Annotated in this window: 20 protein-coding genes and 1 pseudogene; 10 read left to right on the forward strand and 11 right to left on the reverse strand. The window is 65.9% G+C overall.

From position 1 onward, the window contains the following. Window positions 1–2: 2 nt before the first annotated feature. Window positions 3–578 (reverse strand): hypothetical protein, encoded by a 576-nt coding sequence (locus A39O_RS0114670; RefSeq protein ID WP_020505417.1) that lies wholly within the window; start codon window positions 576–578, stop codon window positions 3–5. 75 nt (window positions 579–653) lie between these two features. Between A39O_RS0114670 and A39O_RS0114675 the strand changes: the two genes are divergently transcribed. The 4 genes from A39O_RS0114675 to A39O_RS0114690 are packed head-to-tail and all read left to right on the forward strand — an operon-like array spanning window position 654 to window position 2,809. After that, a complete protein-coding gene (locus A39O_RS0114675; RefSeq protein WP_020505418.1) occupies window positions 654–980 on the forward strand; it encodes a type II toxin-antitoxin system RelE/ParE family toxin in 327 nt (108 codons plus the stop codon). Next, window positions 977–1,276, forward strand: coding sequence for a helix-turn-helix domain-containing protein (locus tag A39O_RS0114680; protein WP_020505419.1), 300 nt, complete (start codon window positions 977–979; stop codon window positions 1,274–1,276). Before A39O_RS0114675 ends, A39O_RS0114680 begins: the two co-directional genes overlap by 4 nt. A 53-nt stretch (window positions 1,277–1,329) precedes the next feature. After that, a complete protein-coding gene (locus tag A39O_RS33610; RefSeq protein ID WP_020505420.1) occupies window positions 1,330–1,920 on the forward strand; it encodes a hypothetical protein in 591 nt (196 codons plus the stop codon). A 52-nt stretch (window positions 1,921–1,972) separates the two neighbouring features. Then, window positions 1,973–2,809, forward strand: coding sequence for a hypothetical protein (locus A39O_RS0114690; RefSeq protein ID WP_157640117.1), 837 nt, complete (start codon window positions 1,973–1,975; stop codon window positions 2,807–2,809). A 587-nt stretch (window positions 2,810–3,396) separates the two neighbouring features. Here the strand turns inward: A39O_RS0114690 and A39O_RS0114695 are convergent. Both A39O_RS0114695 and A39O_RS0114700 read right to left on the reverse strand, forming a co-directional pair. Beyond that, window positions 3,397–4,611 (reverse strand): AI-2E family transporter, encoded by a 1,215-nt coding sequence (locus A39O_RS0114695; protein ID WP_020505422.1) that lies wholly within the window; start codon window positions 4,609–4,611, stop codon window positions 3,397–3,399. 46 nt (window positions 4,612–4,657) lie between these two features. Beyond that, entirely contained in the window at window positions 4,658–5,692 is a 1,035-nt protein-coding gene (locus A39O_RS0114700) for a WD40 repeat domain-containing protein (RefSeq protein WP_020505423.1), read from the reverse strand. A 582-nt stretch (window positions 5,693–6,274) separates the two neighbouring features. Here A39O_RS0114700 and A39O_RS0114705 point away from each other — a divergent pair. Both A39O_RS0114705 and A39O_RS36650 read left to right on the forward strand, forming a co-directional pair. Continuing rightward, a complete protein-coding gene (locus A39O_RS0114705; RefSeq protein WP_020505424.1) occupies window positions 6,275–7,330 on the forward strand; it encodes an ABC transporter substrate-binding protein in 1,056 nt (351 codons plus the stop codon). Continuing rightward, window positions 7,327–9,261 (forward strand): hybrid sensor histidine kinase/response regulator, encoded by a 1,935-nt coding sequence (locus A39O_RS36650; protein WP_020505425.1) that lies wholly within the window; start codon window positions 7,327–7,329, stop codon window positions 9,259–9,261. Before A39O_RS0114705 ends, A39O_RS36650 begins: the two co-directional genes overlap by 4 nt. 42 nt (window positions 9,262–9,303) lie before the next feature. Here A39O_RS36650 and A39O_RS0114715 read toward each other — a convergent pair whose 3' ends face one another. Together A39O_RS0114715 and A39O_RS0114720 are read right to left on the reverse strand one after the other, a co-directional pair. Then, entirely contained in the window at window positions 9,304–9,672 is a 369-nt protein-coding gene (locus A39O_RS0114715; protein WP_026199421.1) for a hypothetical protein, read from the reverse strand. A gap of 379 nt (window positions 9,673–10,051) precedes the next feature. Beyond that, entirely contained in the window at window positions 10,052–12,361 is a 2,310-nt protein-coding gene (locus A39O_RS0114720; protein WP_020505427.1) for an alpha-amylase, read from the reverse strand. Between the two features lie 263 nt (window positions 12,362–12,624). On the opposite strand from A39O_RS0114720, the gene A39O_RS0114725 reads away from it, so the two are divergent. Beyond that, entirely contained in the window at window positions 12,625–12,867 is a 243-nt protein-coding gene (locus A39O_RS0114725) for a CDP-alcohol phosphatidyltransferase family protein (RefSeq protein WP_020505428.1), read from the forward strand. A gap of 580 nt (window positions 12,868–13,447) precedes the next feature. Further along, complete coding sequence (locus A39O_RS33620) at window positions 13,448–13,963, forward strand: Uma2 family endonuclease (protein ID WP_051088822.1); 516 nt, start codon at window positions 13,448–13,450, stop codon at window positions 13,961–13,963. 53 nt (window positions 13,964–14,016) lie between these two features. On the opposite strand, the gene A39O_RS43570 is transcribed toward A39O_RS33620, so the two are convergent. The 3 genes and pseudogenes from A39O_RS43570 to A39O_RS0114740 form a co-directional block, all read right to left on the reverse strand. Next, entirely contained in the window at window positions 14,017–14,091 is a 75-nt protein-coding gene (locus tag A39O_RS43570) for a hypothetical protein (RefSeq protein ID WP_407635641.1), read from the reverse strand. 94 nt (window positions 14,092–14,185) lie between these two features. Continuing rightward, window positions 14,186–14,608, reverse strand: a pseudogene (locus tag A39O_RS33625) (ATP-binding protein); the annotation flags it as partial. Window positions 14,609–14,648: 40 nt separating this feature from the next. Continuing rightward, window positions 14,649–15,113, reverse strand: a complete 465-nt coding sequence (locus tag A39O_RS0114740) for an Lrp/AsnC family transcriptional regulator (protein WP_020505430.1) — start codon at window positions 15,111–15,113, stop codon at window positions 14,649–14,651. Window positions 15,114–15,445: 332 nt separating this feature from the next. Here A39O_RS0114740 and leuA point away from each other — a divergent pair, with 332 nt between their 5' ends. After that, window positions 15,446–17,137 carry a 2-isopropylmalate synthase gene (leuA, locus tag A39O_RS0114745; RefSeq protein ID WP_020505431.1) on the forward strand — a complete coding sequence of 564 codons (1,692 nt, stop codon included), beginning with the start codon at window positions 15,446–15,448 and terminating at the stop codon, window positions 17,135–17,137. Between the two features lie 139 nt (window positions 17,138–17,276). Here the strand turns inward: leuA and A39O_RS0114750 are convergent, their stop codons facing one another. The 3 genes from A39O_RS0114750 to A39O_RS0114765 form a co-directional block, all read right to left on the reverse strand. Next, window positions 17,277–17,957: a CARDB domain-containing protein gene (locus tag A39O_RS0114750; RefSeq protein WP_040527879.1), complete on the reverse strand. Its 681-nt coding sequence runs from the start codon at window positions 17,955–17,957 to the stop codon at window positions 17,277–17,279. Window positions 17,958–18,409: 452 nt separating this feature from the next. Continuing rightward, window positions 18,410–20,092 carry a DNA repair protein RecN gene (gene recN / locus A39O_RS0114760; RefSeq protein ID WP_020505434.1) on the reverse strand — a complete coding sequence of 561 codons (1,683 nt, stop codon included), beginning with the start codon at window positions 20,090–20,092 and terminating at the stop codon, window positions 18,410–18,412. 88 nt (window positions 20,093–20,180) lie between these two features. Beyond that, window positions 20,181–21,083 (reverse strand): NAD(+) kinase, encoded by a 903-nt coding sequence (locus tag A39O_RS0114765; protein ID WP_020505435.1) that lies wholly within the window; start codon window positions 21,081–21,083, stop codon window positions 20,181–20,183. Between the two features lie 412 nt (window positions 21,084–21,495). Here A39O_RS0114765 and hrcA point away from each other — a divergent pair, with 412 nt between their 5' ends. Further along, window positions 21,496–22,500, forward strand: a complete 1,005-nt coding sequence (gene hrcA, locus A39O_RS0114770) for a heat-inducible transcriptional repressor HrcA (RefSeq protein ID WP_083924695.1) — start codon at window positions 21,496–21,498, stop codon at window positions 22,498–22,500. Window positions 22,501–22,542 lie beyond the last annotated feature (42 nt).

A 22,542-nucleotide genomic window follows, 5' to 3' on the forward strand; every position in this document is an offset into this window, starting at 1 on the left:
AATCAGGGCATGCGACGCAGTTGCGCGCGCAAGGCGTCGCGGCCCTGGTCGGCGGCGGCGAAGAGCGCCGACAGCGCATCGCGGTGGGGGGCGAAGGCCGGGTCGGTGGCGAGGTAGTGGCGGGTGCCGTCGAAGGTCCAGCCGAGCGCAAAGTCGTCCGGCTGGGCATCGAGCAGCGCGCGGAGTTCGGCGCGGCGCGCGGGCAGTGCCGGGGTGGCCGCGGCGTCGCCGTCGCCGGCCAGGCGGGTCAGCGCGGCGAGTTCGAGCAGCCGCAGCGCCGCCATGGTTTCGGGTGGCAGCGCGGGTGTGGCGGTCGCGGGGCCGAGCAGCGCCGCCAGCGCGTCCCGCGCCGCCGCGGTCTGCCCGCTGGTCAGCAGGGTCTCGGCGAGGTTTCGGCGCGCGGCGAGATCGTCCGGATGGCGCGCGACCCAGGCGGCGGTGACCCGGTGTGGGGACGCGAAGTCGTGCAGTGCGTAGGATGGGCAGAGCGAGAGCGATGCCCATCCGGCTACCCCGACGCTTGGGGATGGGCATCGCTCTCGCTCTGCCCATCCAACTGAAACGCCCAGCCCAAACAAACCACATCACTGCAGATCGTACCCTGGCTACCCGACGACTTGCGCCGGTATATCGGATTGGATACAGTCGGGCCGATGAAACCGATCCGTTTCTTGGGCGACGCACTCAAGTGCCTTCGGTCATTCCCGCGCGATGCGCGGCAGGATGCCGGCCGCCAGCTCGACCGGGTGCAGCGGGGCCAGCGCCCGGACGACTGCAAGCCGATGCCGACCATCGGCAAGGGCGTTGAGGAGCTGCGACTCTGGGACGAATCCGGCACCTTCCGGGTCGTCTACACGGCGCGCCTGGCAGACGCCGTCTATGTCTTGCACGCATTCCAGAAGAAGACCCAGGTCACCGCGAAGCGCGACATTGTGATCGCCAAGACGCGCTTCGACCGAATCATGCGGGGCGAACAATGACTGATCCAACCGACGAATTGGAGATTCAGACCTTTGCGAGCGTCTGGGATGCCATCGCCGACACCCCGGCGGAGGCCGCCAACTTGAAACTGCGCTCTGAGCTGATGCACCAGATCGTGGCCGTCGTGACCGAGCAGGGGTGGACCCAGCGCGATGCCGCGGCGCACTGCGGTGTGACCCAGCCGCGCATGAACGACCTGCTGCGGGGACGCATCTCGCGCTTCTCGCTCGATGCCCTGGTGAACATCGCGACCGCGCTCGGTCTGCGGGTCCAGGTGCGGCTCGAGGCCGCCTGATTCGCCGGTTCCGCCGCGGACCTCCGCCTGACCGATCAAAGCCGCCCCGGCGATTGCCGGTCCGATGCCGCCCGCTTAGCGAACTGGTCGATTTCGTCAGCGGTCTGGCCGCCCTGATCGGGGTGGTCGTCGCCGTCAAGCAGTCGGGCGCGGCCGAGCCGTCCGACGAGGGCGGCGCGCGTCAGGACCGCCCGGTACCGCCCGCGCTCCCTGCCGTTGCGCCGCCGCCCGCGCCCCCGCCCAGCCCCTACGCCACCTCCCGCTTCGCCTTTCGCCACCAGGTCGAGCGCGACTTTCTGGGCCGCGAGACCGAGCTCGACTGGCTCGACCGCGCCTGGGCGGCTGGACTACATATCGTCTCCATCGTCGCCTGGGGCGGGGTCGGCAAGACCGCGCTCGTGGCCCACTGGCTGCACACCCGCTTTTTCGCACGCGATTTCAGGCCCATCGACGGTCTGCCTGGCCCCGCCGCCTATTTCGACTGGAGCTTTTACGACTGGAGGGCGCGGCGGCACTCTGCGACCAGCGGGACCTGCATGAGCTGGCCCGCGCGAGCGCCATCCGGCTGCTGCGTCAGTTTCAGGGCACCGGCACCGAGGACGAGCTGGCCGCCGCCTGCGAGCGCTTCGGCTGCCATGCACTGAGCCTGACCCTGCTTGGGCGCTTTCTCTTCGACGCCCACGGCGGCGACATCCGTTGTATCGACCGCATCGACCTGCACAGCGCCGACCGCGCACCGCGGCCGACGTGCTGCACCAGTCCGGCGAGACCGCCGAGGCCGGCAGGCTCTTTGCCGAGGCCGAGCGGATGCAGCGGGAGTGGCAGCCGCAGTACCCGCTGCTCTACTCGGTGGGAGGCTTCCGGTACTGCGACTGGCTGCTGGCCCCGGCCGAGCGCGCCACCTGGCGGGTCTTTGGTGGCGCCGACTTCCAGGCGGCGATCATGACCGCCGCCACCATGCCGCCCCCAAGCCCCGCGCCCACCGCGGGTCCCCCACTTGTGCCCGACGCCGCGACCGCCGCAGACCCGGACGGCCTGACTGCGACCGACCCGCTCGCGGCCTGCATCGAGGTGGAGCGGCGGGCGACGACCGCGCTTGTGGTGGCAGAAGCGGTCGGCGATCTCCTATCAATCGCCCTCGACCACCTGACCCTGGCCCGCGCCCGCCTGCTGCGCGCACTGCTGACCGGTCACCTGCCCCCGCCCGGCCCCGACCCCGAGGTGCTCGCCGCCGTCGCCGGACTGCGCCAGGCGGGCGTGATCGACTACCTGCTGCACGGCCTGCTCACCGCCGCCTGGTCCCTGGCCCTGAGCGGCGACCCGGACGCGGCCCGTGCCGCACTCGACGAGGCCCTGCAGATCGCCCGACGCGGCCCCATGCCGCTTTTCGAGGCCGATGTGCTGCTCTACCGGGCGCGGCTTGGAGGGGGGCGTCCCGCTCCCCATTCGGCGATGTTGCCACGGCCGCGCGGGGGCAGGATGCCCCCGCTCCCAGTTCCCCCCAAGCCGACCTCGCCGCCGCCCGCCGCCTGATCGAGCACCACGGCTATGGCCGCCGCCTGCCGGAGCTTGAGGACGCCGAGGCGGCTCTGGGTAGCCCCTGACCCGGACACCGCGGACCCCGGCGCCGACGGGTGCGATCCAAAGTGATGTGGTCGCAGACACGCGTAGGATGGGCAGAGCGAGAGCGATGCCCATCCGGCCATCGCGGCGCTTGATGATGGGCATCGCTCTCGCTCTGCCCATCCTACCGAAAGGCCCGGCCCGAACAAATCACATCACTTCCGATCACACCCGGCGCCGATCATTCGCACCCGCGCCGCCGGACTTTGGTTAGACTGCCCACCAAACCACCCGAGGATAGGCCGATGCGTAAGCCTGTAGGCTGGGGTGACGAAGGAACCCCAGCGTTGGCCGCGTCGCGTGGATGTTGGGGTTCGTTCCTCACCCCAACCTACGGACTTCCTCGCATTGCGCGCCGAGCTCGACGACCGTCTGCATGAGGCCGCATAGCGCGCTCGCCCGGTATCTCGCGGGTGTCGAGGTCGTTGGTCCGCACAGCGGACCCTGCAGGTCACGGTGTAACCGTAGGGTCCGCTCTGCGGACCGCCCGCGACTGGTCAGGATGCCCGGTCGCCGCGATCATCCGCCGCGAACGTGTGTGCCGGCCCCTCATCCAGCCGCTGATCCGGCTCCGGTACGGCCCGCGTGCCTTCCACCAGCGGCCCCTCCGGATCGCCCGGCGGAACCTCGGTGTCGTGTCGGCGATCCATCACCACCTCCACGTCCGGCAGGATATCGGCGAACTCCACGCCGTAGATCTCCCAGATCGCGACGAACAGCGAGGCGATCACCGGGCCGATGAAGAGTCCCGGAAAGCCGAACATCAGGATGCCGCCCAGGGTGCTGAAGAAGATCATCAGCTCATGCAGCTTGGTGTCCTTGCCCACCAGAATGGGGCGCAGAACATTGTCCAGACTCCCCACCACCAGGCCGCAGAACGCGGCCAGCGCGATGCCGGTGCCGACCTGCCCCTGCACGATCAGGACGATGACCGCCGGGATCCAGATCAGCGCGGTACCCACGTTGGGGATGGTGGACATGACCGCCATCACCGACCCCCAGAAGACCGCGTTCGGGATGCCCGCCACGTAGAACGCGAGCCCGGCCAGGCTCCCTTGGAGGAGACCGATCAGCAGCGAGCCCTTGAGCGTCGCTCGCGTCACCGAGGTGAACTTCTCCAGCATCAGCCGCTCTTCCTGAGTCTTGAGCGGCAGGTAATAGAGAATGCGTTCGATCAGCTTGTCGCCGTCCATCTGCAGGAAATATAGGCTGTAGAGGAATACGAAGGTCATGAAAATCAGATTCACCGCCCCCAGCGTGATCGAGGACAACCCCTCGACCACCACCTTGCTGACGACCGTCGTCGCCTCGCCGACCTGCTGGGCGATCTTGCCCCAGTGCGGCGCCAACTGCTCGTAGAAGGGCAGGCGATGCAGCAGTTCGGACGCCGCGCCCGGCTCGTTCAGCGTGGTCTTCAGCCAGACGCTGAGGAGCTGGCTCACGTCCAGCGCCTGCGATATCAGGACGCCGGCCAGCAGGATCAGCGGGAGCAGGACCATCACCGCCATGATCGACAGGGTGGCCAGGGAGGCCAGCCCGCGGCGGCCGTTGAACAGCGTCTCCAGCCGCAGGAACAAGGGGCGGGCCAGCGCGCTGAAGACACCCGCCATCAACAAGGACATCAGAAAGCCATGGATCATGGAAAGGAAGAGCGCGGAGATCCCGAGCGCCAGGATCAGGACCACCGCCTTGCTGACCTGGTCTTGCGTCATCGTGTCATCCTCAATGGCCGGGTGTGTCGGCGCTGGTGGAAAGGAATCAACCGCGGCGGCCGAACAGCCGGCCGAACAGCCCGCCCTGGGTCGCGCCCGCGGTCGCCTTGACCGGCAGCGCCGCCGCCGCGGCGCTCTCGGTTGCCGCGTTCGCCTGCCAGCGGGCGCCGCGGGCCTCCCAGTCCGCGGCCGACGGGTCGGTGCCCCAGAGCCGGATGGTCCGATCGGCGCTCCCGGAGATCAGATAACGGCCGTCCGGCGTGAACTCCAGCGCATAGACATCACCGACATGCCCGGTAAGCCGGCCGAGCTGCTCGCCCGTGATGGTATCCCACAGCATGATGGTGCGGTCCGCACTGCCGGTGGCGAAGGTGCGGCCGTCGGGGCTGAACACCGCGGTCCAGACGGGGTACCGGTGCTCGTTGCGTTCCTGGAGCAGTGTGCCGGTCGCCAGATCCCAGACGCCGACGACCCCGTCCACATTGGTCAGCAGCACGCGCTGGCCGTCCGCGGTGAACCGCACGCTGTTGATGCCGTTATGGATCACCTCGACCCGGCCGACTTCCTGGCCGGTCGCCACGTCCCACAGGATGAGGAAGCTGTCGCGGCTGCCGGAGGCGAGCAGGCGCCCGTCGGGGCTGAAGGCGACGCCTTGCACATACTGGTTGTGGCCCTCGATGTGATGGACCTGCTCGCCCATCAGGGTCCAGATGGCGACCGTGCCGTCCTCGCTGCCGGAGGCCAGCAGCTTGCCCTGCGGCTGGAAGGCGACGCTGTAGATCAGGCTGGAGTGCCCGCTCTTCGACCACAGTGCCTCGCCCGTTTCGGCATCCCAGACCCGTACCACCGCGTCGGTTCCGCCGGAGGCCAGCACCCGGCCCTCGGGGTGAAAGGCCACCGAGTAGACCCGGCCCTCGTGGCCGCGCAGCGTCTGGAGGGTGCGCCCGGCTTCCAGGTCCAGGACCCGCACCGTGCTGTCCCAACTGGCCGTCGCCAGCAGTTGGCTGTCGGGGCTCACCGCCAGCCCGTAAATGGTATCGGTTGCGCCGGGACGCGCCACAAAGCGCCAGGTGTCGGACATGGGAGGTTCCTCTGAATCGGGTTGCGATCGGGTCGCAGGGGTCGTCGGGTGTCTTGGGTACCCGGCGGTCGGCAGTGTGCACCAAGGTGCGGCCGGTAAGGCGCAAATCTTAGGGGAATCGAGCGGCGCCAGCTTGGATATTCGCACGGGTCAGGCGCGTTGTGGGTGCACGGCGTGTTTCGCTGGACTCGGGCGGGGCGGTGCCGTCCCGCCCGATCGGGGTTGCACGTGCCGCCCTGATCGGCCTTTCCAGAACCACTGCTGCCTCGGGCGCCACCCACGCGAGCGTCCGCCGCGGTCAGGTCAGCAGCCGTTGTGACCCCCGGTCCATCGCTGCTGTCGGGGAGTCAGGGAAAAGCCGACTCCGCGGACTGATCGCCGATAGTGATTCTTAAGTGTGTTCCCTGCTTCCATCCGGCAGCACCGACGATTGAGCACCTGCAACGAATCGACCTGTACGTCGCGGATGCCTTGGTTCAGAATATAACGGATCTAGCGCGATATTTCGTGGGGATACCTTAGGACCTGACACCTTTCGGTTCTTGTCGTTCAGAAAGCATAGCAATCAAGGGGAGTTGATTTGTGAACAAGATCGGCGCACGGGTCGTCCGTACATATGCCCTTTTTGCGCTTTGTGCGGCATTGTTGCTGGGCTCGACGCCGGCACTGGCCGTGGGGGCTGCGAAGTTCGATGGCACGCCGATCCGTATCCTGCATGTGATGAGCTATCACACCCCCTGGCGCTGGACCGAGGGCCAGTTGGAGGGCTTCAAAGCCGGGCTCGGGGATGTCAAGGCGGAGTACAAAGTCTTCGAGTTGGATACGAAACGCTATTCCGATGCCGGGCAACAGGCTGAGCGCGGCCAGGCGGCACGTGCCTTGGTTGAGCAATGGACGCCGCAGGTGATCTATACCACCGATGACGATGCCCAGGAGCTGGTCACCCGGCATTATATCAATACGCCAATCGTTCTGGTGTTCAGCGGCGTGAACAAGGCGCCGGAGCATTACGGCTTCGACAGGGCCGATAATGTGACCGGAGTCGTCGAGCACGAGCATTTCACCGAATCCGTGCAGTTGCTCAAGCGGGTCGTACCGACAATGAAACGTCTGGTGGTGGTGCTGGACGATGCGCCGATGTGGGTGCCGGTGGTCGAGCGGATGAAGGCGGCAAAGTTGCCGCCGGACGTCAGCGTCGTGGCTTGGGAAACGATTCGGACCTTCGACGAGTATAAGCAGCGCATCATGGCCTATCCCGAGAAAGCGGATGCGATTGCCCTGATCGGTATCTTCAATTTCAAGGACGCGGCGGGTAAGAATGTGCCCTATCAGGACGTACAGCGGTGGACGGCAGAACATTCCTCACTGCCGGATCTCAGTTTTTGGGTCGACCGTGTGCACCACGGAACGCTGGTGGCAGTCACAGTTTCCGAGCGCGAGCAGGGGCTGGCGGCCGGGCGACTGGCACGACAGATTCTGGTCGACGGCAAGTCGCCCCGCGACCTGCCCATTCAGCCCACCACGAAAGGGATGCCGGTCATCAGCCTGGCCCGAGCCAACAAGCTTGGTATCCGGGTGCATAGCGACTTGCTCCTGTCCGCGGAGGTGATTACCCGCTTCGACTGGGATACGAAATGAAGCAGGGACTGCGCGCCAAGATCTTGTGGATGGCCGGCAGTGTGTTTGTCCTGACCGTGGTTGCCGTACTGCTGACTGCGGCGCACACCTTTTCTCAAGCCTACAGCAGGGCGATGGCTGAACGAAGCGTCGCCGTCTCGCATGAAGTGGCGGCGCAATTCGAGCGCATTCTGGCGCTGGGATTAAGCGCCGAGGAGATCATTGGCTTCGACGATCGTTGCAATCGCGTGGTTGGCAGTCACGAAGACCTGGAAATCGTTGCAGTTTACGATGCCTCTGGCCGGGTACTGTTCCAGAACTCCGCGGGGGAGGCGCGCGAACGCTTACCCGATCTGGCGGTCGTCCAGGCTGGCGTCAGTGCCGCCGTCGAACAGCAGTTCACCTTCGCGATTCAGGGGCGAGACTTTTTTGCCACGCTCAAGCCGGTATCCGATGCCTCGGGGCAGGCCGTCGGTGCCGTGGTGGTCGCTGCCGCGCAGGAAAGCCTCGACCGTCGCCTGACCGGCTTTGTGTCGAGGGTGCTTGGGGTTGGCGGACTGTTTATCGTCTTTGGTATGGCGATCCTCTACTGGGCGCTCACCCGTTACGTCATCTCGCCGCTGCTGGAGGTGATCGGCGCTGTCGATGGCCTTCGCCGGCGCGATGAGGATGCCCATGAAGCCATCCGGGTCGATGCGGTGGGAGAGGCGAAAGTGCTGGTCGATACCTTCAACCAGTTGCTGGCGCAGAAAGCCCGGCAACGCCGCGAACTGGCCGTGGCCAAGGAACTGGCCGAAGCCGCCAATCGCGCGAAATCGGCTTTCCTGGCCAACATGAGCCACGAACTGCGGACGCCGATGAACGGTATCATGGGTATGCTGGAACTCGCCCGGCGGCGCATGACTGATCCAACAGGGATCGCGCAGCTCGACAAGGCCAAGGGCGCGGCACGTCACCTGCTCGGCTTACTCAACGACGTGCTCGATATTTCCAAGATCGAAGCTGAGCGCATGGCCTTGGATGATGCGCCCCTGCGGCTTGAGCATGTGCTGGCAGACGTGACCAGTCTGATCGGTCACGAAGCACGCCGGAAAGGGCTAACGCTGCATGTCGACCTGCCCGATCACCTGGCCCGGCTGCCGCTGACCGGTGACCCGGTGCGCCTTGGTCAGATCTTGCTCAACCTCGTCGGTAATGCCGTCAAGTTCACCGAGCGCGGCAGCGTGACGGTGCGCAGCCGCATGCTGGCGGACGATTGCGAGCGGGTGCAGTTGCGTTTCGAGATCGTCGACACCGGCGTCGGCATCGAGCCGGACGCCCAACCCCGGCTATTCAGGGCATTCGAGCAGGCGGACAACAGCACGACCCGCAAATACGGCGGCACCGGGCTCGGGCTGGTGATCAGCAAACGACTGGTACAACTGATGGGCGGCGACATCGGTGTCGACAGTTCACCGGGCGGAGGCAGCAAGTTCTGGTTTACCGTCCGCCTGGGGCGGCATCATGCGGTCGCCTCATCACCGCTTGCCCAAGCCGGCAGGATCAAGGCCGAGGCCGAGTTGCGCCGGGCGCACGGTGGCAAGCGTATTCTGGTGATCGAAGACGAACCGATCCATCAGGAAGTGGCGCGGTGTCTGCTCGAAGACCTGGGGTTATGCATCGACACGGCGAACAACGGCCGAGAGGCGGTGGTACTGGCGCAAAGAGAAACCTACGATCTGATCCTGATGGATATGCAACTGCCCATCATGAACGGTCTTGACGCCACGCGCGCGATCCGCGCAGAGTCGCTGAACCAGTCAATACCTATTCTGGCCATGACTGCCAATGCGTTTTCCGAAGATCGTCAGCACTGCATTGAGGCTGGTATGAATGATCATCTTGCTAAACCGGTTGACCCCGAGCGGCTGTACGAGACCATTCTCAAGTGGTTGACAATGTCACGCACCTGAGCAGCGGTGCTGTTGCGGTGTGCGCCGCTGTCCCCCTGCTTCTCATAGGCCGGCATTGCCAAGCCGTAGAAGAGCATCGCTGCCGGCATGAACGACCATATCGCCAAGCCGATCGATCCGGACAAGGTATTCGAGGCTTTGCTGAAACGGCTGGAACAGCCAGATCGTTGAGCGATGGGGTATTCCGAAAATGAATCCCAAGGCCTTGATAGGTTCGGGCTGGGAATCGATGGGAAAGGTGAGCAGTTCAGGAGTGAAGTTGTCCGGGACCCCGGCCTCGGCAAAATCCAGAGTGTATCCGTAGCTTCTGTTTCCAGGCAGCAGTGGCGCAGGGATGAAGGCCGCGCACGGTTCCGAGTCCAGCACGGTCGGGCGGGAAAAGCTCGATACCGCGCCCTTCCTGGTGGCCATTGCGCGAGCCTGTCGCACGGCGTCGAGCGTGTAGCGATGGTCAGCCAGGTTCCTGAGAGACTCGACCTATAGCACCGGCAGTGCCGTGCGCTCCACCACCCGCCACAGCACGAAACTGGAGTACGCGCCGGTCACGTGATCCAGCGCGGCGCTTGGTGCGAGGGCTGGTAAGTGAAGCGTCAAGCAGCGGGGGCAAGCCGTTGTGTCCTCTTCGCGCGCCCGCGGACACGATGCTTTCGTGGTACGTCCCCGGTTTCCCCTCCCCGGTTTCCCCCCGTCCCCGGTTTCCCCCCGGTTTCCCACGCGTCGTTTTCCGCTCGATTGCTCCCGCCTGGCCAGTCGGCCGGAGGCTGCGCCCCCGGCCGGCTGCAACCTTATCCTACTGCAGCAGGGTCAACCGCGCTTCGCTCTGGTTGCGCTGGTAGAGGTTGAGGTACCCGCACCGGCCGAAGTGATTCCGGGAAGGGTACGGCGTGTCCGACTGCTGGATGTCGCCTTCCCAGCCGGGACCGTTCGAGATGTAGGTCTTGAACTCGAACCAGCCGTCGGCGGTCCGGCTGCAGTCCATCTCCACGTCCAGCATCCAGTAGTGCGGTCCCTCCCGATTCAGCGGCTCGACGCCGAAGCCGTCGGCGGCCACCGTCCGCGCGGGAGGACCCCAGGCTGCCGGCCAGGTGTTGGTCGTCCAGTCGAGCGGCGTGCCGGCGGCCGGCATACCGTTCGAGACACCCGTCTGATTGGGTTCGCGGCCATACCAGTCCAGCGCCTCGTCACCTTGTTTCCAGGGATTGGTCGTCGCGTTCCGGAGGTTCAGGTGGTGAATCGGGACGGCACACCGGTAGTTGGAGACCGTGCAATCGCGGTGCAGGGTCGCGTTGGCATAGTCGTGATCGATACCGCCGCGTATGAACATGTCCTGTCCGGGAACGGTTTCCGCCTTGATCAGCACCACCGTCCGCGCCCATTGGCCCGCATCCGGGGTCTTGGCGCCGACGTGGATGGCCGTCGCGGTCCAGGGGGCAACCTGGAAGCGCGCGGTGCCGCCGGTAGCGACGGTGATCACCGATCCGGTGCAGGCCCCGTCGACCAGTTCGCCGTCCCAGGCATTGCAGTAGCGGCCGGCGCCGAGCCCGGTCTGCAGGGTCTGATCGAGTGGCGCAGCCTCGCGGTTGATGACCACGAAACCCAGGGCGCCGCGTCCGAACGCGATCTGGTTGTTGCCGTTGTCCCACCAGTGATCGACGTGCCAGGCCGGCAGCGTGCTGTTACGGAAGGCCACCATATTGGCGATCGGCCGCCAGCGATGCTCACACATCCACCGGGCGCCGGCGTCGAAACAGGCGTTGCGTGCGCCGGGACCATCACCGTCCCAGACCCGCTGGGTCGTCCAGTTGGCGGCAGCGGGATAGTCCGCCACGTCCAGCACACCCTGGTGGAGACCGTTATGCGGCGGTCCGAGAAAATCATCCTTCACCGGCATGGCGACGACGCTCGTGATGTCCTGCCCCGGATTCTGGTCGAAGCGCCAGATCTCGCCGTTGCCGAACCGGTAACTCGACATCACACTGGGATAGCCGTAGGGCCAGGCCAGCATGAAGACGTTGGCCAGGGTGTAGGCGCTCAGGTTGTTGCGGATGTCCTTGATGACTTGCCCGCCGCCGCCATGGCCGCGTTGATTGTCATGGTTGTCGATGAAGGCGATGGACTGGACACTGGCCTGCAAGTCCCAGCCCTCGCCAAAGGGGACCGGGTCGTGCAACAGGGCGAGCGGACCGTCCCGGAACTTCTCCGCCAGTTTGCGGCCGTATTCGAACTCGGTGACCTTGCCGTTGGCATAGGCCGCACCGGGATCGGCCGGCGTGCCGATGATCTCCTGAAAGACCAGTACCGGACGCGCCCCGCCGGGATTGATTGCTGTATTCTCGATCAGCACGTTGGCCGCCGCGGCGGCCTTGGTGAGGATGGCATGCAAATCGGCAGGCGCCAGGTGCTTGGCCGCGTCGATGCGCAGGCCGTCCACCCCCAGGGCGAAGAGGCTGGCCAGGTAATTGGCGATGGTACTGCGAACGTCATCCCGCTCCGTCGCCAGGTCGGCCAACCGCTCCAACTCGCAGTTGAGGTCGCTGGTACAGGCATGATGGAAGTGCTCGGTCTGATAGGCCGGCAGGGCCCCGGCCACGCGGCCGGCGTCCGCGGGCTCGAACAGGTTTGCGAACGCGAAACCACCCGGCGTGAAGGTGGCCCCGGCGACCCCGCGGTTCCCGTACTGGGGCTGCTGCTGGTCGCAGTCGGGACGGCAACTCGCCATATGATTGATGATCGCATCGACATAGACCTTGACGCCGGCCGCATGGCAGCGCGCGATCATCGCCGCGAACTCCTGCCGGGTCCCGCTGCGGCTGGTCATCCGATAGCTCACCGGTTGGTAACGCTCGTACCAGGGGCGCCCCAACAACAGCCGATGTTCGTTGGGCGGCGAGACCTGGACCGCGGCGTAGCCCTTGGGGCCGAGAAACGCCTCGCACTCGCGCGCAATGTCATTCCAGGTCCATTCGAACAGATGCACAAAGGCGGTACGCGGCACCGCCTCGTCCGCCGCGCTGCAGGTCGCGGCAAGCAGCAGTGCCGAGATCAGGAAGCACCTGCGCGGCCCGCCGCCGAACCACCCGCACCAATCGGATACTTTCATGGTCCTCTGTCCTCACGATGATCATTTTTATAATCAGGACTGCCCGTCCACGGATCGGAGGTTCAACCACCCGCGACCCGGTCTCGGCGCGATCCTAGCCCCGGTCAGGGCCGAGAGCAAGGCGGCGGAATGCGCATCGACCACCACTCGCGAGCCCCTGCGGTCATGGGGCCTATAATGTGTCAGGAGTATTGCAACTGCGTCACAAACGCGCGAACGTTTGGCCACATTCGACGGCCGGATGGCATGACAGGGGTATTCTGATGACTTGGCTGCCCAATTTCCTCACCTTGACCCGTCTACTGTTGGTCGTACCCGTGATCTTGCTGCTTGCATTCGGGGGCACGACCGCTGCCTGGTGGGCTTTGGGTCTCTTTCCGGCGGCATCGGCAACCGACTTTTTCGACGGTTGGCTGGCGCGGCGCCTGGACTGCGCGTCCAATCTTGGCCTCTTTCTCGATGCGGATTTGTGGCAGCGGGCGCCGGTGGCTATGGAGCAGCGTTGACGCCGCTCGCCATCCGCTTCCACGAGGCCATTGAGCGATTGGAGCATAGCCTGATCGGCAGCGGACAGGGACGCGGGCGCCGAATAGGATCAGGTCTCGCTGCTCCAGCCGCGTGTTTGAGGATGGGCGCCTAAAAACTTTGATGCCAGGAGTTTTTTCGACGGTCGGGTTACTTTTGGCAACGGTTCTTTTGTTGTCTCTCTTGGCAACAGGTTCGTTGCCAAGAGTCTCCTCTCGATGAGCTTGTTCAGACCGTAGACGAGATCCGCGCAAACGTCGTCGCGTGGCGCAAGTCTATGGGAAGGGCCGCCGGGCTTGTCGCGGCCTTGATCATCGTTCCGGCTAGCGCCCGTGAGTGGTGCGCTGGTGGCCGAGGCTCTAGCCGGATCAGGGCCGCGCAGATGCGATGTCGACCGGCTAAGGTGATTTCCGGAACACCGAATACCACCTACCATCGGCTCGAATGTAGGTGCGACTTCAGTCGCACCGATTCGGACGCAGGTGCGACTGAAGTCGCACCTACACTGACCGGTATCCAAATTGTCGGAAATCGCCTAAAGCCTCGACCTCCAGTTTTCTTGTGGCCGGAACGATCGAGCACAACGCCATCGTCGTGAACATCGTCAGTGAACTGAGCATCCGGATGAAGGGTCGGCCCTGCCAGGTCTACGCCAACGACCTGAAGGTGCGCATCCGCTCCGCCGACACCGGCAAGTCCCCGGACCTGATCGCCCTGTGCGGCGAGCATCAGTTTCACGATGGCCGCCGCGACGTGCTGCTCAATCCCAGACTGATCGTGGAGGTGCTGTCGGATTCGACCGAGGCCTGCGACCGCGGCAAGAAAATTGCCATCTACCGCCAGATCCCAAGTTTCAGGGAGTACCTCCTGGTTTCCCAACACCAAGTCCAGGTGGATCTGTTCAGCCGGGCTAACGACGGCCGTTGGACCCTGTCGGACTATTCCGCCCTGACCGACTGCGTGCCCCTCTGCCCAGCGTCGGCTGCACCCTGTCGCTGGCGGAGGTCTACGTTAAGGTGGATCTTAAGCCTGCCTGAAGCCGCGCCGCGGGCCGCCAGGCTGCCGCCTGAGGACTGATCTCACCTGGGCCTGATCGGCAAGAAAACCGGTCCTCCGCCGGATCATCGGGCTCAGCGTCTAGCTCCCTCGTTACGGGCGGCCTGGCGGAAGGGCAGGCTCTCGGGGGTCATGGTGTTGACCAGCATGCCGGGGCTGTAGATCTCGAGGCGGTCGTCGAACAGACGCAGCCGCACCTTGCTGGAAGAGCCGGGCCGACTGGTCCGGCGGCATGGGCCGCTTGGATGAGCCGACACGGTGCAGATAACCCCCGGGACTCTGATGGACGAAGAGGCTGCGGGTCACATCCACCCGCAGGACGGGTCGCTCCTGGCCGAGCGGGTCGGGCAGCGTGAGGCGCTCGATCAGCGGGGCCAGGGACAGTTTGATGGATGACTCGCAAGCCTCCAGGACCAAGGTATCTGCGGCGTCGAGCCGCTCGGCGGGGATGCCGATGACCTCCCGGCTGCGGTCGTCGACCCCCAACACCAGGACACCCCCGGCGCTGTTGGCCAGGGCCGCGAGCGCGTCGGCCAGATCGTCGCACGTCGGGCCGCGCACCTTGGTCCCGGCGAAACGGACCTCCTTGAGCTCCAGCAGCCCGTCCTCGCCGAGACGGATTTTCTCGACGCGAGCCCCGTGGAAGGGCCAAGTCGGGTCGGTCATTAGGCGTCGCCTCCGATGAGTTTGGTTTCTGAAAAGCGGCCTACAGCACCGGCAGCGCGGTGCGCTCCACCACCCGCCGCAGCACGAAACTGGAGTGCACGCCGCTCACGCCCTCGATGCGGGTGATGCGCTCCAGCAGCAGGTCCTGATAGTGCTCCATGTCGCGGACCACGACCTTGAGTTGATAGTCCGCGTCCCGACCGGTGATCAGCAGACATTCCAGCACCTCGGGCATGGCCGCGACGGCGGCGTCGAAACCCGCGAAGCGCTCCGGAGTGTGGCGGTCCATGGAGACGCTCAGGATCACCATCAGATTGAGACCGAGCCGCTTGGCATCCAGCATGGCGCGGTAGCCGGTGATGATGCCCGCCTCTTCCAGCGCGCGCACCCGCCGCAGGCAGGGTGAAGGCGAGAGGCCGATCCGGTCGGCCAAGTCCTGATTGCTCAGCCGGCCTTCCTGTTGCAGTGCTTCAAGGATGCGGCGGTCGTAGTTGTCGAGGTTCATGCATCTTGCCCGGCGCTGACTACTGATCGATGTGCTGATGCTGAGTACGGGGAGATACTAGCAGAAAATTGCCGAAATCGTGCAATGCGAGGCTGTATTCGCAATCATCTGGCGCGGCCATCGGTGTAATCTATGCCCTGTCGACCAAGGCAGCGACACCCGGCAAAAGCCCACCAGGCATGCGCCGATCAGGCCCCAGTTCCTTACCGGGAGCGGGGCCGCCTCAGTGCCCCACCAGGGCGAGGTCAGCAAGCCGAATCCCAGGAGTACGGCCTCAGCGCGCCCCCCGCCGGGGGACCGGACGCCCCACGAGACCAGCAAGAGAGACAGCTATGATGCACTTCGACCACCGCAAGTACCAACCTGGCCCGGTGTTGGCGATGCCGCACCGCCAGTGGCCCGACTGCAGTATCCAACAGGCGCCGATCTGGGCCAGCGTCGACCTGCGCGACGGCAATCAGGCGCTGCTGGAGCCGATGGGCGTGGCGCAGAAGCGCCGTCTCTGGGGGCTGCTGGTCCGCCTGGGCGTGAAGGAGATCGAGGTCGGTTTTCCCGCGGCCAGTCAACCGGACTTCGACTTCGTGCGCTGGCTGATCGAGGCGGATCAGATTCCCGCGGATGTCACGGTGCAGGTTCTGGTGCAGGCGCGCCAAGACCTGATCCGCCGCACTTTCGAGGCGCTGGCCGGGGCGCCGCGGGCGATCGTCCATGTCTATAACTCCACCTCCCCGGTGCAGCGTGACTGGGTGTTCGGCAGCGATCGGGAGGGCGTCAAGGCGATTGCCCGCCAGGGTGCCCGCTGGGTGCGGGAGGAGGCGGCCAACTATCCGCAGACGCACTGGACCTTCCAGTATTCACCGGAGAGTTTCACCGCCACCGAGCCGGATTATGCGGTCGAGGTGTGCGAGGCGGTGATCGCGGAATGGGCGCCGACCCCGGATCACCCCTGCATCATCAACCTGCCGGCCACGGTGGAGGTGGCGAGCCCCAACCGCTTCGCCGATCAGGTCGAATGGTTCGCGACTCACATCAGCCGGCGGGACGCGCTGATCCTCTCGGTACACACCCATAACGACCGCGGCGGAGCGGTCGCGGCAGCCGAATTGGCGCTGCTGGCCGGCGCCGACCGGGTGGAAGGGACCTTGCTCGGCAACGGCGAGCGCACCGGTAATATGGACCTCGTCACGCTCGCCATGAACCTGTACAGCCAGGGCATCGACCCTGGGCTCGATCTCAGCCGGCCGGACGAAATCCTCGCGGTGGTGAGCGAGTGCACTGGGATTCCCACCCACCCCCGGCATCCCTGGGTGGGCGAACTGGTCTACACCGCCTTCTCGGGCAGTCACCAGGACGCCATCCACAAGTGTCTCAAGCGGCAGAGCGCGGACGCGCCCTGGCAGGTGGCCTACCTGCCGATCGACCCGCGCGACCTGGGCCGCACCTATCAGGAAGTAGTGCGGGTCAACAGCCAGTCCGGCAAGGGCGGGGTGGCTTTCGTGATGGAGCGTGAACATGGGCTCAACCTGCCGCGCTGGCTCCAGATCGAACTGGCGCAGATCGTCCAGCGCGAGAGCGAACGCGACGGCGGTGAGATCGACGGGCCACGGATTCACCAGTTGTTCCGTGAGCACTTCGTGCGCGATCAGGGGCCTTGGCGGTTGACCGGCTATCGACTGGCCCGCAACGGTCACGACCGGATCGAGGTCCGTCTCGGCACTCCCGCCGGGGAGCGCACCCTGCACGGTGAGGGTCAGGGGGCCATCGGCGCTTTCGTCGATGCTTGGACGCGCGCCTTCGGTCAGTCCATTCAGGTGCTGGATTACCAGGAACACGCCATCGGCGAGGGCACCGATGCGGAGGCGGCGGCCTATGCCCTGATCACTGTGGACGGGGAGCGGGTCAGCGGGGCGGCGATCGACCGCGACGTGGCGGGTGCCTCACTGCAGGCGGTGCTGGCGGCGCTGAATCGGTCGGTGCCGACCGTGGTGCACGATGTGGCGACGGAGCAGGCCTTGGCGGCCTGAGCGGGGCGTGCCGGTCGGTGGTTGCCCTAGGTGATTTCCGGGAAAAGATGGACCAACGTGTAGGGGCGACTTTAGTCGCCCCTGTAGCCCTGACGCCGAACGAAAATCGACCCTGATCCGGTCGATGCCGCCAATCGCCTTAGGGGTCGACCGAATAGACCGCTGTTTTCTGGTTATTGCCCTCGCGGGTCTCCCGCGTGTCGCAGTAGCTGTCCACGAAGGCACGCAGAGCCTTGGTCCCGGCGGCTCCCCCGAGCAGTCCGTCGATGGTCAGAGTAGTGCTGGCGCCCGCCGCCAGGGTGCCGACACTGACAAAGGTGTCGCCATCCGCTCGACAGGTCTGGGCCGTGGGTTGATCGACCCAGACATCCAGATAGCCTCCATTGCCGGCCCCCGAGCCCTGGTTCTTGACCGTGACCGTCGCACTGAAGGTTGCGCCGGCGCTCGGGTTGCCGGAGGGCAGGACGATGCTGGTCACCACGAAATCAGGTGTCGGCCGGCCGACGACGGTATACGCCTTGGTGAACTGGTTGTAGGTCTCATTGGTTTCGGCGGTCTGGCACTGGCTGTCGATGAAGACGCGCAGGGTCTTGGCCCCGGCCGTCCCGGCCGGCAGGCCGTTGACCGTCACCGTGCGTTTGGCACCGACCGCGACGCGTCCCAGGGTCGCCGATTGGTCCCCGACCGCGGAGCAGCCCTGGGTGTCGCCCTGGTTGGCCCACACCTGCAGGGTGCCGAGCGTGCCGGCGATCGTGCCCTGGTACTGCACCGTGATGGTGGCGCTGAACGTGCTGTTGGCGAGCGGGTCAAGCGGGTCCATGGTCACACCGGTCACCACGAACGGTTACCTCAACCGCAATCACGACGGCCCTCCGGGCCCGAAGACCATCTGGCTCGGATTGCAGCGCGCGCGGGAGTTCGTCATCGCACTCCAGGCCCGCGAGGATATCGAGAGACGATGTGTATAACGAAGAGCGCTGGAGCGTGGGAGCGAGCGAACATTCGCCACCAGTGTCCGAGTACTCACCGCATCCTAGGTGTTTGAGCCTGGGAGCCCGATCAAGGGTTTTTCACGAAGACGCGGAAGAAAGAAAAGAAATTCTCTCACGAAGACACAAAGACACAAAGACACAAAGATAGAGAAGCCTTTCATGGCTTCTTATCTCTCTGTTCTTCTTCGTGTCTTTGTGTCTTTGTGAGAGCATCTTCTTGTTCGGTGGACAGATCCGCACCAGCCGCTTTGGCGAGGTACGGCGATTCCGCCCCGACGATCTAGGCCGCGTTTTCGTCCCGTGCACGATCGAGCATCTCGCGCGCATGGTCGCGCGTACGGCGGGTGATCTCGGTGCCGCCGAGCATGCGGGCGATTTCCTCGACCCGGGCGGCGGGGTCGAGCGGTTCGATGTGGGTATGGGTCTGTCCGTCGACAGTCTCTTTGCTGACCCGCAGTTGGTGGTGGGCCTGGGCGGCCACTTGCGGCAGGTGGGTGACGCACAGCACCTGACGGGCGGCGCCCAGGCGGCGCAGCAGGCGCCCGACGATCTCGGCGACGCCGCCGCCGATGCCGACGTCCACCTCGTCGAAGACCAGGGTGGGGACGCTGCCGCATTCCGCGGTGGCGACCTGGATGGCGAGGCTGATGCGGGAGAGTTCGCCGCCGGAGGCGACCCGCGCCAGGGCCTGCATGGGCTGGCCGGGGTTGGCACTGACCAGAAACGCGATCCGCTCCATGCCGCCGGCGCCCGCGGATTCGGCGGGCAGCGCCTCCAGCGCGACGGCGAAGCGCCCGCCGGTCATCCCGAGTTGCTGCATCGCCTGGGTCACGGTGTCGCCTAGCCGGGCGGATGCGTCGGCGCGGGCCTGCGACAGCCGGGCCGCCTGGGCGCCGAAGGCGGTCCAAGCAGCGTCGCGCTCGCCGCGCAGGGTGTCGAGGGTCTGGTCGGCCTGTTGCAGGGTCGCAAGTTCGGCGCGGCGGGTATCGAGCAGGTCGGGGAGTTGCGGGGCGAAGACGCGGTACTTGCGGGCGAATTCGTGGATCTGCGCGAGCCGGGCCTCCACCGTGGCCAGGGTGGCGGGGTCCAGGTCGAGTCCGTCCAGGTAATGGCGCAGGCTGACGGCCGCTTCATGGGCGTGGATCGCGGCGCCTTCCAGCAGCTCCCGCGCCTCGGCCAGCGCGGGATCGATGGTCTCCAGTTCGCTGAGATCCGCCGCGGCGCTACGCAGTTGGTCCTCGATGGCCGGCTCCGACTCGGCCAGCCCTTGCAGGACCGCGGCCCCGACCTCCTGGAGCCGACCCAGATGGCTCAGCCGCCGCTGTTCCTGATCCAGCGACACGAGTTCTTCGGCCTTGAGACCGAGTGCATCGAGTTCATCGACCTGAAAACGCAGCAGATCGAGGCGTTCGGCCCGTTCGGCCGCGGCGCCTTCGAGTTCGGTGAGCCGGCGGTCCAGCGTCCGGTAGTCGCGAAAGGCCGCGGCCACCGCGGCGGCCAGGTCCGGATGGCCGCCGTAGGCGTCGAGCAGGGTGCGCTGATCATTGGCGCGCAGCAGTGACTGGTGGGCGTGCTGGCCGTGGATGTCGACCAGCCGGTCGCCGAGTTCGCGCAGTTGGGTGGTGCTCGCCGCGCGGCCGTTGATGAAGGCGCGGGAGCGGCCTTCGCGGGCGATCAGGCGGCGGACGATGCAGTCGCCGTCGTCGTCCAAGGCCTGTTCCGCCAGCCAGGCGCGCGCGGCCGGACACTGGACCAGGTCGAAGCTGGCGACGACCTCGGCGCGCTCCCGTCCGGCGCGGATGACGGCGGCATCGGCTTTGTCTCCCAGGGCGATGCCCAGGGCGTCGATGAGGATGGATTTGCCGGCGCCGGTCTCGCCGGTGAGGGCGCTGAGCCCGGCGGCGCAGTCCAGCTCCAGGCGGCTGACGATGGCGACGTCCTGGATCAGGATGTGGGTCAGCATGGGCTGCACCGGTGCGGGGGATGGGTTTCGCCGCGCCCGACCCATCCGACAATCGGGCGGGCGCGCCGGCGCAGCCGGGGCGGTCCGCTCAACATGTCAGCGAGACCGGCGTCAGTCCTCCCCAGCCGAGCTTGGCGCGGAGAATCTGATAATGGTTGTGGCCCTTAGGGTGGAGCAGGCCGACCTGATTGGGATGACGCTCGACGCGCAGGCGGGTCTTGCGCAGGAGTGGGACCGCGGTCTGGCCGTCGCAGGTCATCTGGGCATCGCCGTTGTCCGGACCACAGACCCGGATCTCGATGCGGCTGGCACCCGGCACGACCAGCGGGCGGTTGCTGAGGTCGTGCGGGCAGATCGGCACCAGCAGGATGGCGTCCAGGGAAGGCGCGACCAGGGGCCCGCCGCCGGACAGCGCGTAGGCGGTCGAGCCGGTGGGGGTCGAAATGATCAGTCCGTCCGAGCGTTGGGCATTGACGAAGGCGCCATCGATGTAGGTCTCGAACTCGATCATGCGCGCCGTGTTCCATTTGTGGATCACCACGTCGTTCAAAGCCGCATAGGCGCGCTCCGGCGGGGTGTCGTCGCACGCGAGCACCGCGGCGGTGAGCAGGCTGCGCGTATCGGTCTCATACTCACCCTCCAGAATCGCATCCAGCGCGGTTTCACTGTGCTCGGGCAGGATGTCGACCAGGAACCCGAGGCGGCCCAGATTGATGCCGAGCAACTGCACCCGGCTGCCCGCCAGGGCGCGGGCGGCATGGAGCAGGGTGCCGTCGCCGCCGACCACCACGACCAGATCGCAGCGCGCCCCGAGCACCGCCACCGGCACGCCCTCCTCGGGCCGCAGGCGCAGCAGGCGAGCGCTCTCGGCGTCCAGCAGGACTTGGCAGCCGCGCAGTCGCAGGTGTTCGGTCAGCCGGCGCAGGGTGGCCTCGACTTCGGGCTCCTCGCTCTGTTTACCGATGATGCCGACGATTCGGAATTGCCGCATGGGCTTCCTTGGGGGTCCGCGCTGGTTGCGGGCAGGTGGTCAGTCCGAAACGGTAGCATGGGCGGTGCGGTACGCCAAGTGCGCCGCTGCAAGATTGTTGCGCGACGCTCAGGGCGCGCTGCCGGGGTTGGCCATGATCCGGTGCCTACCTTGACAGTCTCGTGGTGAGTCCCTAGATTGTGCGAGGGTTAGCACTCGAATCAAGAGAGTGCTAACAGACGGCTGGTTCGGCGCGCGCGATCTCCCGCGCGGTTCTCGTTCCCCCCGAGAGCGGCCAATCCCGGCGCCGATGCCGAGTCCGGCAGCCAGGCAGCGAGAAACAGATAAGGTGGGTCAACGCGGCAAACACTAGGGCAGGCATCCATTGACAGCACAAGCCAAATACTGCGACACCCAGGTCAGCGAGCGCGCCATGCACTTTCTGAAGGTGCTGGTGGAACGCTATATCAAGGACGGTCAGCCGGTGGGCTCCCGGACGCTCTCGAAGGACGCGGGTCTTGAATTGAGTCCGGCGACGATCCGCAACGTGATGGCTGATCTGGAAGACCTGGGGCTGGTGGTGTCGCCCCACACCTCGGCCGGGCGGGTGCCGACGGTGGCCGGTTATCGGCTGTTCGTGGATTCGTTGCTGACGATGCGGCCGCCCTCCGAGGAGGACATGGAGAACCTGCGGCAGCGCTTCACCGGCCCGACCGACTCCAAGTCGCTGGTGGAGGCGACGTCGCGGATGCTGTCGGGGATTACTCACCTGGCGGGCGTGGTGATGCTGCCGCGGCATGAGCGCAACGCCTTCCGGCAGATCGAATTATTGCCGTTGTCGGGAGCGCGGGTGCTGGCGATCCTGATCACCGGCGAGGGTGAGGTGCATAATCGGATCATTACGACCGAGCATGCCATCACCCGCTCCATGCTGGAAGAGGCATCGAATTATCTGAACCGGATGTTTACCGGGCAGGACATCAGCGAGGTGCGCAAGCGTCTCCTGGAAGACCTGAAGAACACCCACCAGAACATGGATGCGCTGATGATGCGCGCCGTGACCCTGGCCCATGACGTGGTGGCGGCGGCCGAACGCACCGATGACTGTGTCATCGCCGGTCAGACCAACCTGATGGAATTCGGCGAGTTGGCGAACATGGAGCGGCTCAAGCACCTGTTTGACGCCTTCAACCAGAAGCGCGAGATCCTGCACATCCTGGACCGCTGTATCGAGGCTGACGGGGTGCAGATTTTCATCGGCGAGGAGTCCGGATATGACCTGCTCGACGACTGCAGCCTGGTGACGACGGCCTACCGGGTGGATGATCAGGTGGTGGGTGTGCTCGGAGTCATCGGGCCGACCCGCATGGATTACCAGCGGGTGATTCCGATCGTGGACGTCACCGCGCGGCTGCTGGCCGCCGCATTGCGGCAGTAGCCATTTATTTCCGGCTGGGTGGCGGCGTCCGGAGCGGGGCGC

Source organism: Lamprocystis purpurea DSM 4197, from assembly GCF_000379525.1.
GTDB classification, from domain to species: Bacteria; Pseudomonadota; Gammaproteobacteria; order Chromatiales; family Chromatiaceae; genus Thiodictyon; species Thiodictyon purpureum.

Bases quoted from the DNA above. Each gene is read 5' to 3' on its own strand.
- A39O_RS0114675 (WP_020505418.1), top strand. From the start codon at position 654: ATGAAACCGATCCGTTTCTTGGGCGACGCACTCAAGTGCCTTCGGTCA.
- A39O_RS0114680 (WP_020505419.1), top strand. From the start codon at position 977: ATGACTGATCCAACCGACGAATTGGAGATTCAGACCTTTGCGAGCGTC.
- A39O_RS0114695 (WP_020505422.1), bottom strand. From the start codon at position 4,611: ATGACGCAAGACCAGGTCAGCAAGGCGGTGGTCCTGATCCTGGCGCTC.
- A39O_RS0114700 (WP_020505423.1), bottom strand. From the start codon at position 5,692: ATGTCCGACACCTGGCGCTTTGTGGCGCGTCCCGGCGCAACCGATACC.
- A39O_RS36650 (WP_020505425.1), top strand. From the start codon at position 7,327: ATGAAGCAGGGACTGCGCGCCAAGATCTTGTGGATGGCCGGCAGTGTG.
- A39O_RS0114715 (WP_026199421.1), bottom strand. From the start codon at position 9,672: ATGGCCACCAGGAAGGGCGCGGTATCGAGCTTTTCCCGCCCGACCGTG.
- A39O_RS0114720 (WP_020505427.1), bottom strand. From the start codon at position 12,361: ATGAAAGTATCCGATTGGTGCGGGTGGTTCGGCGGCGGGCCGCGCAGG.
- A39O_RS0114725 (WP_020505428.1), top strand. From the start codon at position 12,625: ATGACTTGGCTGCCCAATTTCCTCACCTTGACCCGTCTACTGTTGGTC.
- A39O_RS0114740 (WP_020505430.1), bottom strand. From the start codon at position 15,113: ATGAACCTCGACAACTACGACCGCCGCATCCTTGAAGCACTGCAACAG.
- leuA (WP_020505431.1), top strand. From the start codon at position 15,446: ATGATGCACTTCGACCACCGCAAGTACCAACCTGGCCCGGTGTTGGCG.
- A39O_RS0114750 (WP_040527879.1), bottom strand. From the start codon at position 17,957: ATGGACCCGCTTGACCCGCTCGCCAACAGCACGTTCAGCGCCACCATC.
- recN (WP_020505434.1), bottom strand. From the start codon at position 20,092: ATGCTGACCCACATCCTGATCCAGGACGTCGCCATCGTCAGCCGCCTG.
- A39O_RS0114765 (WP_020505435.1), bottom strand. From the start codon at position 21,083: ATGCGGCAATTCCGAATCGTCGGCATCATCGGTAAACAGAGCGAGGAG.
- hrcA (WP_083924695.1), top strand. From the start codon at position 21,496: ATGCACTTTCTGAAGGTGCTGGTGGAACGCTATATCAAGGACGGTCAG.